13 protein-coding genes and 1 pseudogene are annotated in these 14,479 nt (G+C 50.7%); 11 read left to right on the top strand and 3 right to left on the bottom strand.

Annotated elements, in window-relative coordinates; genetic code table 11:
* The 6 genes and pseudogenes from T496_RS15145 to rplS all read left to right on the top strand — a co-directional run.
* Positions 1-353, top strand: a pseudogene (locus T496_RS15145) (hypothetical protein); the annotation flags it as partial.
* 7 nt (positions 354-360) lie between these two features.
* Positions 361-744, top strand: a complete 384-nt coding sequence (locus T496_RS14990) for a hypothetical protein (protein WP_155808822.1) — start codon at positions 361-363, stop codon at positions 742-744.
* Positions 745-778: 34 nt separating this feature from the next.
* Positions 779-1,219, top strand: a complete 441-nt coding sequence (locus T496_RS0109650; RefSeq protein ID WP_081783609.1) for an Ig-like domain-containing protein — start codon at positions 779-781, stop codon at positions 1,217-1,219.
* Positions 1,220-2,978: 1,759 nt separating this feature from the next.
* Positions 2,979-5,270, top strand: coding sequence for a DUF6359 domain-containing protein (locus T496_RS14460; RefSeq protein ID WP_231478037.1), 2,292 nt, complete (start codon positions 2,979-2,981; stop codon positions 5,268-5,270).
* 130 nt (positions 5,271-5,400) lie between these two features.
* Positions 5,401-5,586: a hypothetical protein gene (locus tag T496_RS0109635; RefSeq protein WP_155808820.1), complete on the top strand. Its 186-nt coding sequence runs from the start codon at positions 5,401-5,403 to the stop codon at positions 5,584-5,586.
* A 191-nt stretch (positions 5,587-5,777) separates the two neighbouring features.
* The gene (gene rplS, locus T496_RS0109630; protein WP_027450565.1) at positions 5,778-6,143 is read left to right on the top strand and encodes a 50S ribosomal protein L19; all 366 of its coding nucleotides are present in this window, start codon (positions 5,778-5,780) and stop codon (positions 6,141-6,143) included.
* A gap of 58 nt (positions 6,144-6,201) precedes the next feature.
* Here rplS and T496_RS13890 read toward each other — a convergent pair whose 3' ends face one another.
* A complete protein-coding gene (locus T496_RS13890) occupies positions 6,202-6,381 on the bottom strand; it encodes a hypothetical protein (RefSeq protein WP_044109081.1) in 180 nt (59 codons plus the stop codon).
* Between the two features lie 89 nt (positions 6,382-6,470).
* On the opposite strand from T496_RS13890, the gene glf reads away from it, so the two are divergent.
* The 5 genes from glf (at position 6,471) to T496_RS0109600 (ending at position 12,004) form a co-directional block, all read left to right on the top strand.
* Positions 6,471-7,595 carry a UDP-galactopyranose mutase gene (gene glf / locus T496_RS0109620; RefSeq protein WP_027450564.1) on the top strand — a complete coding sequence of 375 codons (1,125 nt, stop codon included), beginning with the start codon at positions 6,471-6,473 and terminating at the stop codon, positions 7,593-7,595.
* Positions 7,596-7,651: 56 nt separating this feature from the next.
* A complete protein-coding gene (gene aepX, locus T496_RS0109615) occupies positions 7,652-8,956 on the top strand; it encodes a phosphoenolpyruvate mutase (protein WP_027450563.1) in 1,305 nt (434 codons plus the stop codon).
* Positions 8,953-10,065 carry a phosphonopyruvate decarboxylase gene (aepY, locus tag T496_RS0109610; protein WP_027450562.1) on the top strand — a complete coding sequence of 371 codons (1,113 nt, stop codon included), beginning with the start codon at positions 8,953-8,955 and terminating at the stop codon, positions 10,063-10,065. Before aepX ends, aepY begins: the two co-directional genes overlap by 4 nt.
* Positions 10,066-10,163: 98 nt before the next feature.
* Positions 10,164-10,883 (top strand): phosphocholine cytidylyltransferase family protein, encoded by a 720-nt coding sequence (locus tag T496_RS0109605; RefSeq protein WP_027450561.1) that lies wholly within the window; start codon positions 10,164-10,166, stop codon positions 10,881-10,883.
* Entirely contained in the window at positions 10,880-12,004 is a 1,125-nt protein-coding gene (locus T496_RS0109600) for a 2-aminoethylphosphonate aminotransferase (RefSeq protein ID WP_044111031.1), read from the top strand. Before T496_RS0109605 ends, T496_RS0109600 begins: the two co-directional genes overlap by 4 nt.
* A gap of 34 nt (positions 12,005-12,038) precedes the next feature.
* Here the strand turns inward: T496_RS0109600 and T496_RS0109595 are convergent, their stop codons facing one another.
* Both T496_RS0109595 and T496_RS0109590 read right to left on the bottom strand, forming a co-directional pair.
* The gene (locus tag T496_RS0109595; protein ID WP_027450559.1) at positions 12,039-13,382 is read right to left on the bottom strand and encodes an adenylyltransferase/cytidyltransferase family protein; all 1,344 of its coding nucleotides are present in this window, start codon (positions 13,380-13,382) and stop codon (positions 12,039-12,041) included.
* Positions 13,379-14,455 (bottom strand): pyridoxal-phosphate-dependent aminotransferase family protein, encoded by a 1,077-nt coding sequence (locus T496_RS0109590; RefSeq protein WP_027450558.1) that lies wholly within the window; start codon positions 14,453-14,455, stop codon positions 13,379-13,381. Before T496_RS0109590 ends, T496_RS0109595 begins: the two co-directional genes overlap by 4 nt.
* Between the last annotated feature and the right edge of the window lie 24 nt (positions 14,456-14,479).

Genomic DNA, 14,479 nt, shown 5'->3' with positions numbered 1-14,479 from the left:
TACCCGCTTCAAGCGTGGGCAACGACTATGCCGGCAACCTCCTGGAGCCAGTTGTCGAGAAGAAACACTACGCCTACGGCCAGGGTTACTACATCCTCGACGACGGAAAGTTCTATGCCATTGCTAACGATGCCTCTGCGATAGGTTCATGCAAGGCCGTGCTGCACATCGCTGGTGCCAATGCCCGTGTGATTAGCATCGCAGATGAGACGACGGCTGTTGAAAAATTGAAGAATTCAAGAATTGAAGAATTGAATGGCAACTGGTATGACCTCAGCGGTCGCAAGCTGCAGAGTGTTCCGACCAAGAAGGGTGTGTATGTTGTAAACGGCAAAAAGGTCGTGGTAAAATGATAGAGTGATGATGAAAACAAAAACAAGGAAAACCCCACTCATGATGACCACGGTCTTCGACCTTACGTGTTGTCCTTCCGCGTTTGTGCCTGAGAGCGAGCTCTCGCACAACGTGGAAGCCCACCACGGTTTGGTTCCCAAACTTGGTCATCACGAGTGGAAAAACCCCGCTTCGCTAAAAAACCATTCTTTCCAGTACGTAGCTGTTATAGGTGGTGTAGGCGCAGCCTGTTTTCTTGGTTTTTCCTCTGAGGATGTTTTTAGTTGCGCAGCAACGAGTGATGTTGTCAGGGCTTGTGCGGGAGCTTGCTCACAGGCACAAAGCCATGACAGCAGCACGGGGCTCGAAGAGCTAAAACATCAGCAGAGGGGTTTTCAAGGTTTTTGTTAAAACATAAGGAACAAAACAATAAAACATAGATATTATGAAGAAATTATTTTCGATATTGGCGATGGCAATGCTGATACTGGCTGCTGCCACAAGTTGCGACAAACAAGACATCTATCCCGCCCAGCTGTTCATCAGCGGCGAGGGTATCCAGAATGGCGAGGTGAACCTGAAGGCTCAGGAGACCGTGCAGATAGAACTGTCGTACTTCCCCAAGCATGCCATCAAAGAGGGCATCGTGTATAGCAGTAGCAACGAAAACGTGGCTACCGTCGATCAGAACGGTGTGGTGAAGGGTATCGACACCGGTACTGCCACCATCGTGGTGAACTGCACCAAGATGCCAGTGAGATACTGCTGGCTGGAGCACGACTATGCCGTAGCTACGCTCACCGTACACGTCACCGGCAGCACCCTACAGCTGCAGGACAGCGAGAAATCGCAGAGTGAGGCGGACTCACGACAGTTGGAATGGTAGCGACCCAGCGCCAGAGTGGCGCAGAGTAAGAACGTTATTCATGATTATAAGTTTTTTAAGGTAGTTTAGGATAACCTTGTCGGCGTGCTCACTTCATGTGGGTGCGCCGAATTTGTAACCCCACCCCGTCCCTCCCAAGGGGAGGGGGTAAAAGGGGCATTTTGGTTTCTTAGCCTCACCCCAACCCTCTCCGAAGGCGAGGGGGTAAAGGGCATTTGGTTTATTTATTTATTCATTGTGAATCTATCCACTCCCCTCCCTGCAGGGAGGGGCTGGGGGTGGGTCTCCCTCCTCCCCCTTGGGGAGGTTGGGAGGGGGTTGTGGGGGGGTTGGGAGGGGGTTAGGAGCTTATGAAGTATTCTGGTTTTTTAGGACCGAAGGTCCGAGGTTTTTCCTTTTTGAGCCAGGCAGCCCCAGAATGGGGTAACGGTGGTGGTGGAAAACGGGCCGTGAACTTGTTCACGAGCAAGTTTTCCTCCAACACCGATAAAGCCTCGACAGAGGCTTCTGGCTCAAAAAGGGGTTTTATTTGGTTTTTGTAAAGAAACAAGGGCTAGAACCACTAGTTTCGTCTCGCAAAACCTATATGGTTAATGGTCAATAGTCAATGTTTAATAATCCAACACCTACGCTCTTGAATCGCACCTAGCCCCTAGAATGCTCAATTCTAGACTCTAGAATGATGTGATCTAGACTCTAGAATGATGCATTCTAGACTCTAGAATCGTGCTTTCTAGACTCTAGAATGACACCAAAACCTATACTTTTGCAAGTCAAAACTGCCACTATTGGCTCGCAAAACAATAAGTATTGCGACAAGAAACAATAAGAATAGCAGCGCTATTGTTGAGAAAAAAGGCCCCTCCTAGCCTCCAGACCCCCTCCTGGCCTCCCCAAGGGGGGGGCTGGAGGGGGGGGCTGTTTTCTTGGATTTTTTTTAATACAAGGGAGGCATTTCCCGTTGAAATATTTTTTAACCTCAATTACTTGCAAAATAAATATTTATTGCATATCTTTGCAGCGTTGATTGTGTAATTATTAAATCAACATAACAACATTTAGCAGAGTCGCCCCCCGTTTGTTGCGAAACAGACGTCTGCTCCGACTTTCAACTAAATTGCCATAGACTAACTAATTTATTATATTTATGAAAAAGACATTTTTACTAAAAACTTTGCTCCTTCTATGCACGTTCATAGTGGGGGTTGCTAATTCTGTGTGGGGTGAAGACAACTACACCACAGTTCTTTCGCTTGATTGTGCATCGCCTGCACCATCTGGTTCAACAAGTACTTCGCTAAACCAAACAGCAATTGCCGAATTCCTAAATGCAGCTGCAGGTTTAAGTAATTCCGCGAATAAAATTAGCTGTAGTGCGAAAAGTGGAGATGTATATAGTGGCAAAGGAAGCGGAGGAGAAAACATTCCACAAGGATGTCTTAAGGTTGGTAAAGCTAGTGGCGCTGGTAGCTTTACATTTACATTACCTAACACATTTGACAATATAGACCTCATTGAAATCACCGGCTATGGATGGAAAACATCATCATCAATAAAGATTAACAACGGGACTGCACAGACTTTCACAACTGCTCAAGTAGAAACTGTCAAAACATTCAAACTCGCAACTTCCACAAAGACCATAAACATATCAGTAACTTCAAGCGCTGTTTGCATCACTAACATAACATTAAAGAAAAAGGAAGCAGCTGCCGCAGGCACAACAGCCGCGCCAACTATCAGTGGTAGTGCTACATTCTTGGACAACAGCACAGTTACAATAACTAACGATGCAAGTGCCGATGGTGCAGACATCTACTACACGTTGAACGGTGATAACCCAACAACGACAACTTCTGCTACATGTTTTGCATATAGCGCACCATTCCAAGTTTCTGCAACAACTACTGTAAAGGCCATTGCAAAGAAATCTACCGACACTAATGCAAGTTCTATTGTCAGCAAGACTTTTACAAAGATTACCCCAAAGACAGTAACAGAGGCTTTGGCCGCCATTGATGCCTTAGCAGACAATGGTACAATCGCAGAACAATATGTACGAGGTATCGTTTCTACTGCGGGTTCGCTGAACAGTGGAGCCATTACCTATTATATCTCTGCAGATGGATCTACCTCAAACGAATTGCAAGTTTACAAAGGAAAGGGACTGAACAACGCTAACTTTACAAGTGCTTCAGAAATTGCAGTTGGCGACGAAGTTATTGTTTTTGGAACATTAAAGAAGTACAAAAGCGGAACATCGATAACTCCCGAGTTCGACCAAAACAGCTATCTTATTTCTAAAGTTCGTAAAGAGACACCAACATTCTCGCTTGACGTCTCAGAAAAGACACTTGATGCTTATTCTCACGAGACTGTTGATGTAACTCTGACTACGAATACCGATGGTGCTATTACATGTGAGAGCAACGATGAGGATGTTGCAACAGTCGAATTGAAGAGCGGAAATGTTTATACGATTACAGCCAAGACAGAAGGAACTGCTACAATCACCATCCGTTCTGCGGTGTCTGAAAACTATGCGCCAGCCAGTGCCGAGGTTGCAGTCACCGTCACAGACACCCGCGCTGAGGCAGGCATTAGTTTTGCCAATGATGCGATAACAAAGACATGGGGCGAAAGCTTCACCGGTCAAGAACTGACAAATACGAACTCCGTAACTGTTACATGGTCTAGTACCGATGAGACTGTTGCTACTGTTAATACAACAACAGGTATAGTAAACATGTTGAAAGCTGGCACAACAACAATTAAGGCAACTTATCCTGGCGATGTTTCATACAAGCCTGCCGTCGCTTCTTACGACCTGACCATCAACAAAGCTACAGCAGGTATTACATATTCGGAAAATGCCTTTGAGATAATGCTCAACGATGATAGTTTTGTTGCTCCAACACTGAACAACCCCAATAGCTTGTCGGGTATTACCTATTCTTCTAATAACACAAATCTCGCTGTAGTTGATGAAAATACAGGTGAGTTATGGTATGATTCTTCTATTACTGGCACAGCCATAATTACAGCGGACTTTGCTGGCAATGATTGGTATAATAGTGGTAGTGCGAACTATACCATAACCATTATCGACCCAACGGTAAAGGGCTCAAAGTATAATCCTTATACTGTGGCTGAAGTGATTGATGGTACAGCTACAGGAGATGGTATTTATGTTAAGGGATATATTGTTGGTGAGTACGTTGGAAAGACGACAAACCCGAGAGTATCAGGCTTTACTACTGATGCGAACATCGCTGTTGCCGATCCATTTACGACCACTCCAACCGCAAGCGCTTCTATTCCTGTTGCATTACCTTCTGATGCTTTAAAGGCCGCGTGGGGATGTAAGACTTCTAAGGGGGCTTTCCTTGGCTATGAAATACTGATAAAGGGAAATGCAGATACGTATTTTTCTGTAAAAGGAATAAAGAGTACAAGCGAAGTTAGCCTCATATCACTTCCTATCACCATTTCCGCCGCCGGCTGGGCTACTTATTGCAGCAATCATCCTCTTGACTTTACTGGTGTCACTGCATTGACGGCTTACACCGCTACGGTGGATGGCAACGCCGTGAAGTTTAACAAAGTAATGGGCAAGGTACCTGCTAACACTGGCTTGCTGGTAAGCGGTGAGACTGCCAACGTACCCGTTTGCGCCAGCGCAGCCCCCGTGACAAATATCATGGAGGGTGTTACTGCCGAGAAAGTGATGGATGCTAATTCTATCTTCGTGCTGAAGAAGGGTGCCAACGGACTGGGCTTCTATAAGAACGCTAAAGAATTCACCCTTCGTGCTAACTCGGCATACATCCCTGCAGCAAGCATCCCAGCCACAGCTCGCGGCTTCATCTCTTTGGACGACGAGACAACTGGAATAAAGGGAAGCCTCACCCCAGCCCTCTCCGAAGGCGAGGGAGCTATTTATACGCTCGATGGTCGTAAGGTAGCCATTGCTCCGCTTGGCATGGACAAGAACGGGCAGCTGAAGAAGGGCGTGTATGTAGTGAACGGAAAGAAGGTCGTGATTAAGTGAAAATAAAGCCTACGGATTATACGGATTATACAAATTATTTTTCAATGGAATATATATTCGTAGAATCCGTAAAATCCGTAGGAAAAACATCAAGACCTATAGATTATACTAATTTTAAATGATACTGAATATGAAAAAGAAATATATTGCGCCAGAGATGGCCATCACTAAGATAGCGACCCAGCATCTGCTGACTAGTTCTCTACTCGACACCAAAGGAGTTGCTCCTGAACAAACCGACTTCAACGAGACAACTAACGATACGGGCAACAACCTCTCCCGCCGCTACGACGTGTGGGAAGAGGAGGAAGAGTAACCCTCCGTTATTCTGTCTTTAAGTTAAAAAATTATAAAGGTTGAGTTAAATACCTGTTTTCCAGCATCGTGTGTCGGTAAAAAGCAGTACCTTTGCATCCGCTTTCCGCGTAATCGCTGGCAGGAAGATAGGAGAGTTGCCTGTTATGTTGCGTTGGAACGATACAACAACCAAATTAATTTAAAAAGAAAATGAATTTAATTAAAGTTGCTGAAGAAGCATTTGCAACCGGCAAGCAGTTCCCTTCATTCAAGGCTGGTGACACTGTAACTGTCGCTTACAAAATTATCGAGGGTTCAAAGGAGCGTATCCAGCTCTACCGTGGTGTAGTAATCAAGATTGCAGGTCACGGAGACAAGAAGCGCTTCACTGTACGTAAGATGTCAGGTACCATTGGTGTAGAGCGTATCTTCCCCATTGAGTCGCCCAACATCGATAGCATCGAGGTAAACAAGGTTGGTAAGGTTCGCCGCGCCAAGCTGTACTACCTGCGCAAGCTCACGGGTAAGGCTGCCCGTATCAAGGAGAAGCGTTCTGCTATCAAAGTGGAAGATTAAGACATTCCCCTTCGAAAAGAATAAAAGCATCGATTCCCGCATGGAGTCGATGCTTTTTTTATTCACCATAGTTGCTCTTTCCGTCGGCCTCGCCATGAAGCGCATCGCGAAAGGTGTCCCAATCCTGAAAGCCAGCCAACAGCGCCAGGCGGTCTAACGTCTTGTGATTGGGTTTCTTGAGCAACTCCTTCTCTACAGCCTCCAACAGTTTGCGGAGTTCAAAATGTTTCTTTTCCATAAGGACGCTAAAATTTTCGGCAAAGTTAGAAAATTATTATGAATATTTTGTAACTTTGCAGCAAAATATGACAAAACACTGATAAAAAAATGGCAGACAAGTACTACGACTATCTGATAGTGGGTTCGGGCCTCTTTGGTGCCACCTTTGCATACAAGGCGCGCCAGGCCGGCAAGCGCTGTCTGGTCATTGACAAAAGGACACACCTGGGCGGCAACATCTACTGCGAAGAGGTGGAAGGCATCAACGTGCATAAGTATGGTGCCCACATCTTCCACACGTCGAACAAAGCCGTGTGGCAGTTCGTGAACAGCATCGTGGCGTTCAACCGCTATACCAACTCGCCCGTGGCCAACTACCAGGGAAAGCTGTATAACCTGCCGTTCAACATGAACACCTTCTACCAGATGTGGGGCGTATGCACACCCGACGAGGCACAGCGCATCATCGACCAGCAACGCCACGAGGCACTGGCACACATGGACGGCGAGCCGCAGAACCTGGAAGAACAGGCACTATCGCTGGTGGGCCGCGACATCTACGAACGGCTGATAAAAGGCTACACCGAGAAACAGTGGGGGCGCCCATGCACGGAGCTGCCCGCCTTTATCATCAAGCGTCTGCCCGTGAGGATGGTGTTCGACAACAACTACTTCAACGACGACTACCAAGGCATCCCCATAGGCGGCTACAACAAACTGATAGACGGACTGCTGGAAGGCATTGAGACGCGCACCGGCGTGGATTTCTTCAAAGAACGCAGCTACTGGGAGGCACAGGCCCACCAGATTGTGTTCACCGGACAGCTGGACGAGTTCTTCGACTATCGCTTCGGAGCGCTGGAATACCGCACCGTGAGCTTCGAACAACAAACGCTGCACACCGCCAACTACCAGGGCAATGCCGTGGTGAACTATACCGATGCCAGCGTGCCCTACACACGCATCATCGAGCATAAGCACTTCGAACTGTTTGGCGACCGCGTGTACAGCGTGCCCAAGACCGTGATCTCGCGCGAATACAGCACAGAATGGAAGCCAGGCATGGAGCCCTACTACCCCATCAACGACGCACGCAACAATGCCGTGGCCGAGCAGTATAGAGCCATGGCACAGCAGTGCGAAAACGTGATTTTCGGCGGGCGACTGGCAGAATACAGATACTATGACATGGCGCCAATCGTAGAAAAAGCGCTAAGCCTGCCTATTTCTTGAATATTTTTACTACCTTTGCAAACTATAAACACTATAAAAATACTTTAAACATCAATATGAGCAAGAAGATTTACCTTGGCATGATTGCCGATATAATGCACCCCGGACTTATCAACATCATCAACGAGGGCGCAAAACACGGCGACTTGATTGTGGGTCTGTTCACCGACAAAGCCATTGCGCAGCACAAACGCCTGCCATACCTCACCTACGAACAGCGTAAGAGCGTGGTGGAAAATATCAAAGGCGTGAGCCAGGTGGTGCCACAAGACGAATGGAGCTATGCAGAGAACCTGCGCAAGCTGAAGCCCGACTACATGATTCATGGCGATGACTGGCAGCAGGGTGCCGACAAGGAACTGCGCGAAGAAGCCATCAACGTGATGAAGGAATGGGGCGGCGAAGTGATCGAGATACCCTATACGAAAGGCATCGAGTCTTCATCGCTCGACAAGGAAATCAAAAAGATTGGCACAACACCCGACATCCGACTGAAGTCGCTGCGCCGACTGATAGAGGCCAAGAACGTGGTGCGCATCCTGGAGGTGCACGACGGTTTGTCAGGACTGATCTGCGAGAACCTGGAGGTGAAGAACGGCCTGAACACAGAGCGCTTCGACGGTATGTGGAGCAGCTCGCTGACCGACTCTACATCGAAAGGTAAGCCCGACATCGAGGCTGTGGACCTGACCACCCGTATGCAGGACCTGACCAACATCCTGGAATGTACCACCAAGCCCATCATCTACGACGGCGACACGGGTGGCAAGCTGGAGCACTTCGTATTCACCGTGCGCACACTGGAGCGCAACGGTATCTCGGCAGTGATCATCGAGGACAAGGTGGGTCTGAAGAAGAACTCGCTCTTCGGCACCGACGCCATACAGACACAAGACACCATAGAGCACTTCTGCGAGAAGATTCGTGCCGGCAAGAACGCACAGGTGACCGACGACTTTATGATTATTGCCCGCTGCGAGAGCCTGATTGCCGGCAAGAGCGTTGACGACGCCATTGAGCGCTGCTGCGCATACGTAGAACAGGGCGGTGCCGACGGTATCATGATCCACTCGAAGGAGAAGACGGGCGACGACATCCGTGAGTTCTGCCGCCGCTTCCACGAGCTGCACCCCTACGTGCCCATCGTGGCTGTGCCCACCACCTACAACCACTTCCGCGAAGAGGAACTGGCTGAGTGGGGCATCAAGGTGGTGATCTATGCCAACCACATGTTGCGTGCAGCCTACCCCGCCATGGTCAAGGTGGCATCGAGCATCCTGGAAAACCATCGCTCGAGCGATGCCAACGACCTGTGCATGCCCATCAAACAGATTCTTGAACTTATTCCCGGAACAAAATGATAGACGTAAAAGAAGCCTACGAGGCACTGATTGCGAGCGGCATCGACATGTTTACTGGTGTGCCCGACTCGCTGCTGAAGAACATTTGTGCCTATATCACAGACACAGCACCACGCGAGAAGCACATCATCGCTGCCAACGAAGGTAATGCGGTGGGTATTGCTGCCGGACACTATCTGGCCACCGGCAAACCCGCACTGGTATATATGCAGAACTCTGGTCTGGGCAACACGGTGAACCCGCTGCTGTCGCTGGCCGACGAGAAGGTGTACAGCATCCCTATGGTGCTGATGATTGGATGGCGCGGTGAACCGGGTGTTCACGACGAGCCTCAGCACGTGAAGCAGGGCGAGGTGACACTGGCACTGCTCGACGCCATGCAGATTCCTTACATCATCCTGGAGGATGCCAGCCAGATAAAGGCACAGGTGGAGCTGTCGCTGGAGCGCAAGGCTCCTACGGCCATCGTGATTCGCAAAGGCACGTTTGGCAGCTACAAGCTGAAGAACGCTCGCAGCAACAATAACCCGCTGAGCCGCGAAGACGCCATGAAGCTGGTGGTAGATCACCTGAAAGACAGCGATGTCGTCGTATCGACAACGGGCAAGCTGTCGCGCGAGCTCTTTGAATATCGCGAGGCTAAGCAACAGGGACACGGCCACGACTTCCTGACCGTGGGCTCGATGGGCCACAGCAGCAGCATCGCGCTGGGCATTGCACTGGAGAAGCCCAACCGCCGCGTGTTCTGCTTCGATGGCGACGGGGCTTTCATCATGCACACGGGTGCACTGGGCATCGTGGCTAGCATGAACCCTCGCAACTACTTCCACATCTTGTTTAACAACGATGCTCACGAGAGCGTGGGCGGACAACCCACCATCGGCTATGAGCTGGATGCGGTGACCATGGCAAAGGCCAGCGGCTATAAGCAGGCTATGAGGGCCACAACACGCGAAGAGATGATTGCGGCACTGCAACAGCTGGAGACCACCGAGGGACCGGTGCTGCTGGAGCTGCGCGTGAAGATAGACTCTCGCGAGGACCTGGGACGCCCCACCACGACGCCTATCCAGAACAAAGAGGCGTTTATGGAGGAACTTTCTAAGTGAGAAGTGAGAAGTGAGAAGTGAGAGGTGAGTGCGCCTCTGGCGCAAGATGAGAGATGAGAGATGAGAGGTGAGAGGTGGGAGATAAATAATGTATTTAGATGATTAGAACTGCTGTAATTATGGCTGCGGGCATGGGAACCAGATTTGGGACTATGACCGAGGAACGGCCTAAGGGATTTATAGAAGCTGGCGGCAAGGCAATGGTGGTGCGAAGCATCGAGACATTGATAAGCTGCGGCATAGAACGTATTATCATTGGCACGGGCTACCTGCGCGAGGCCTACGAAGAGCTGGCTAAGCAATATCCACAGATTGAATGCTGTTTCAGTCCTCGCTATGCCGAGACGAACAGCATGTACACGCTGTACAACTGTCGTGAGATGATTGGCGACGAGGACTTCCTGCTGCTGGAGAGCGACCTGGTGTTTGAACGCCGGGCCATCACGGCACTGATGACGTGTGAGCACCCCGACGTGATGCTGATCACACCGGTGACGAAGTTCCAGGACCAGTACTACGTGGAGAGCAACGACCAAGGGGTGCTGACCAACTGCTCGGTGAACAAAGACGAGCTGAACTACAAGGGCGAGCTGGTGGGCATCCACAAGCTGAGCGGTGCGTTCTATAAGAAGATGTGTGCCGACTACGCACAGAAGGTGGACGAGCTGCCTAAGCTGGGCTACGAATACCAGTTGCTGTACATGTCGCAACACATCAGCCCCGTCTTCGTGCTGTGCGAAGAAGGACTGAAGTGGTACGAGATTGACGATATCGACGATTTAAAGTTTGCTGAAGAACATATTATTCAATACTTATGAATATCAAAAGAAATGTCCTGCTGAACCCAGGACCCGCCACCACCACTGACACGGTGAAGATGGCACAGGTGGTGCCCGACATCTGTCCGCGAGAGAAGGAGTTTGCCGGCATGATGAAGCAGCTGCGTGCAGACCTGCTGCGCATTGCACACGCACCCGCCGACAAGTTTACGTCTGTACTGTTCTGCGGATCAGGTACCATCAACATAGACATCTGTCTGAACTCTCTGTTGCCTGAAGGCAAAAAGGTGCTGGTGGTGAACAACGGCGCCTACAGCAGTCGTGCGGTAGAGATTTGCCAATACTACGGACTGCCACACATCGACCTGAAGTCGAGCGTGTTTGAGCGCCCTGACCTGGACGCAGTGAAGAAAGCACTGGACGAGAATCCTGACGTGGCACTGGTTTACACCACCCACCACGAGACAGGTACCGGCGTGCTGAACCCCATCCGTGAGATTGGCGCACTGGCTCACCAGCACGGAGCTATCTTCGTGGTTGACACGACCTCGTCGCTGGGCATGATACCCTTCGACATGGTGGAAGACAACGTGGACTTCTGCATGGCGTCGGCCCAGAAAGGACTGATGGCCATGACGGGTCTGTCGTTCATCATCGGCAACGAGGCCGAGATTCGCAAGAGCAAGGACTATCCTAAGCGTTCGTACTACTGCAACCTGTATCTGCAGTATGACTTCTTCGAGCGTACGGGCGAGATGCACTTCACGCCACCTGTGCAGACCATCTATGCCACCATGCAGGCGCTGAAGGAATACTTCGAGGTTGGCGAGAAAGAGAAGTTTGCTCGTCATCACCGCGTCATCGAGGCTATCCACAAGGGACTGGAAGAGATGGGACTGAAGGAGGTGATTGACCGCAACATACAGTCGGGACTGGTGGCCAGCGTGCTCTACCCTAACGACGAGAACTGGAACTTTGAGCGTGTGCACGACTACTGCTACGACCATGGCTTCACCATCTATCCTGGTAAGATATCGACCACGAACACGTTCCGCCTGTGTGCGCTGGGCACGATAGACACGCCAGACATCGAGGCCTTCTTTAAAGTGCTGAGAGAGGGATTTGAGAAACTGGGTATTCAGGTTCCTGCCAAATACTAAGCAGGGAAAGAGATAGAAAAAAAAGATACGGCCATCAGATGATGACCGTATTTTTTTTATGATAGAAATCGCTGATGACCGCCACAATGGCATCAGACGTGGGTTCGTCGACATAGCCCATGGGGCGCCCCGACTGAACGGCTTTCATGAAGGAGAGCAACTCGTAGCGCAGGCCTTCGCCGTCGAGCTGGTAGAAGTAACGACGGTTGTTGGCTGGATTCTCGTAGCGTATCTCGAAATAGTCGGTCTTCCACCAAGGGGCAGGCACATAGATATAGCCCTTGGTGCCAGAGACGACCAGCGAGCCTTCTGACTTAACACCCTGACCGACCTTCAGCGAGGCAACAGCATGGGGATAGGTGAAGGTGACCTTCGTGAAGGCATCGAAGTCGCTATCGTCGCCAAGCAGATGGGTGGCAATGGTCTTGCTGCAGTAGTCGATGCCCAGCAACTGGAAGATGGGCAGCATGGCCGTGGGGCCCCAGGCGCAGATACTGTTCCACAGATGGGCTGCCTTCTTTTTCTCGGTGGCCTCGAAGCCTGCCAAACTGGTACAGGTGGCATCTACCGACACGATGTCGCCAATGGCACCGCTCTTGGCCAACAGCACCAGACGCGAGTAGGCCATGGAATAGGCGGTCTTCAGGGAATCGACCAGCAGACAACCTTTTGCCTTGGCCAGCGCACGCAGCTCGCTGAGCTGCTCGGGTGCAATGGCAATGGGCGACTCGCACAACACATGGCGGCCCTGGCTGAGTATCTGCTTGATATGTTCGAAGTGCCTACGGGGGTTGGAGATGACATACACCGCATCGCTCTTCTCGATCAGCTCGCTGAGCTGACTCATGGGCATCACCAACTGATGGAGGGTCTCTGACAGCATGGTGGCGTCTTCGGTACAGACACCGCTGATCTGCATGCCATTGACAAAGTGGCTCTCGCGCTCAATCTTATTTAAGATGGGCGACTCGCCAATCAGTCCCAAGCGAAGTGCATGTTGCTCGGAACGCAGCTCGGTGCTGGAAATGCCTTCGGTGCGGTCGAGATAGACCACCTCGCAATATTCTTTCAGGTAGTCGAACTTGCCGCGCCAGTCGCTGCCCACGGTGAAGATATCCACACCGTAGCGACGGATATCGTCGATCTTCTGACCTTCGTATTCCTCGACGATAATCTCGTCGGCCAGACCGGTAGCACGTACTGCCTCGATACGCTCCATGAGCGACTGCTCGACATTGAGTTTGCCGCGCTGCTGATCGAAGCTGTCGGCCGTGACGCCCACTATCAGATAGTCGCCCAGCGCCTTGGCGCGCTCGAGCAACCTGATATGTCCGTAGTGAAGCAGGTCGTAGGTGCCGTATGTGATGACTTTCTTCATTTGATGAGTCCGCGTTTTTGCATATCTAACATCGCATTAATCAGCGTCGTATTGTCGTCGGTGGTCAGGGCACCGAGGTGTCCGACACGGAAGACACGGTCGCGAAGGTCGCCACCATTGGGACAAATCCATATCTGGTATTCGTCTTTCAGCGTCGTGAAGATATCATAGGCAGAGATGCCTTGTGGCGACAAAGCCGTGACGCCGTTCTGAGGCGAAGTGGTGAACAACTTAAAGGGCAGCGGAGCCACCTTCTGACGGAAATCCTGCGAGAGCATCTTCATGCGTTTCAGTTCGCTCTCGACACCGCCCGCTGCCTTGATGTCGCGCAGGCGCTGATTGATTTGCAGCAGGGTACCTACCGCAGGTGTAAAGGGAGTCTGGCCGCGCTCGCCATTCTTCAAGGCTGACTTCAAGTCGAGATACATCGAAACAGAATGGTTCTGGTTCACACGCTCTAAGGCGCGGGGCGACAAGACAATGAGTGAGATGCCCGGAGGACAGGCCAGCGCTTTCTGAGAGCCAGTGATCATCACATCGGCACCCAGCGCCTCCATATCGAACGGGTCGGCCAGGAAGGTGCTGATGGCATCGACAATGAGCAGCAGCCCGTTGGCCTGACAGAAACGTGCAATCATGGGCATATCGTAGAGCACACCTGTTGAGGTCTCGCCCATGTTCACCAGGAATGCGGTATATCCCTGGTTGGCAAGGGGGGCCAGATGTGCTTCTGTCAGCGGCTGACCATAGTCAAGACTAATTTCATGATGGGGTATCTGGTGGAGTTGTAACAACTCAACAAAGCGATGGCCAAACGAGCCGCCGTTGACGACGATGGCCTTGTCTTTCGGTGACAACACATTCATCACCGTAGCTTCCATGGATGCCGTGCCGGAACCAGTCATGAAGCAGACACGACTGTCGTGTGGCGCATGAGCAAATTCGCGAACCAGACGCTCGTTCTCGAACATCACCTCGGAGAACTCTGGGGTACGAAAATAAGGTACATGCTCTTGGCCAATGGCGCGAACCGCTTCGCTCGACATCACGGGGCCTACAGTAAAATTCAGCATTTTTCTTTCTTCTATTTTTTATTT

The organism is Xylanibacter brevis P6B11 (assembly GCF_000621825.1).
GTDB lineage: Bacteria > Bacteroidota > Bacteroidia > Bacteroidales > Bacteroidaceae > Prevotella > Prevotella brevis.
The sequence above is the reverse complement of the archived record's forward strand: the minus strand, read 5'-3'. Positions and strand labels throughout refer to the sequence as shown.

Excerpts from the sequence above, each read along its gene's own strand:
- T496_RS14990 (WP_155808822.1), top strand. The coding sequence starts at position 361 with ATGATGAAAACAAAAACAAGGAAAACCCCACTCATGATGACCACGGTC.
- T496_RS0109650 (WP_081783609.1), top strand. The coding sequence starts at position 779 with ATGAAGAAATTATTTTCGATATTGGCGATGGCAATGCTGATACTGGCT.
- T496_RS0109635 (WP_155808820.1), top strand. The coding sequence starts at position 5,401 with ATGAAAAAGAAATATATTGCGCCAGAGATGGCCATCACTAAGATAGCG.
- rplS (WP_027450565.1), top strand. The coding sequence starts at position 5,778 with ATGAATTTAATTAAAGTTGCTGAAGAAGCATTTGCAACCGGCAAGCAG.
- T496_RS13890 (WP_044109081.1), bottom strand. The coding sequence starts at position 6,381 with ATGGAAAAGAAACATTTTGAACTCCGCAAACTGTTGGAGGCTGTAGAG.
- glf (WP_027450564.1), top strand. The coding sequence starts at position 6,471 with ATGGCAGACAAGTACTACGACTATCTGATAGTGGGTTCGGGCCTCTTT.
- aepX (WP_027450563.1), top strand. The coding sequence starts at position 7,652 with ATGAGCAAGAAGATTTACCTTGGCATGATTGCCGATATAATGCACCCC.
- aepY (WP_027450562.1), top strand. The coding sequence starts at position 8,953 with ATGATAGACGTAAAAGAAGCCTACGAGGCACTGATTGCGAGCGGCATC.
- T496_RS0109605 (WP_027450561.1), top strand. The coding sequence starts at position 10,164 with ATGATTAGAACTGCTGTAATTATGGCTGCGGGCATGGGAACCAGATTT.
- T496_RS0109600 (WP_044111031.1), top strand. The coding sequence starts at position 10,880 with ATGAATATCAAAAGAAATGTCCTGCTGAACCCAGGACCCGCCACCACC.
- T496_RS0109595 (WP_027450559.1), bottom strand. The coding sequence starts at position 13,382 with ATGAAGAAAGTCATCACATACGGCACCTACGACCTGCTTCACTACGGA.
- T496_RS0109590 (WP_027450558.1), bottom strand. The coding sequence starts at position 14,455 with ATGCTGAATTTTACTGTAGGCCCCGTGATGTCGAGCGAAGCGGTTCGC.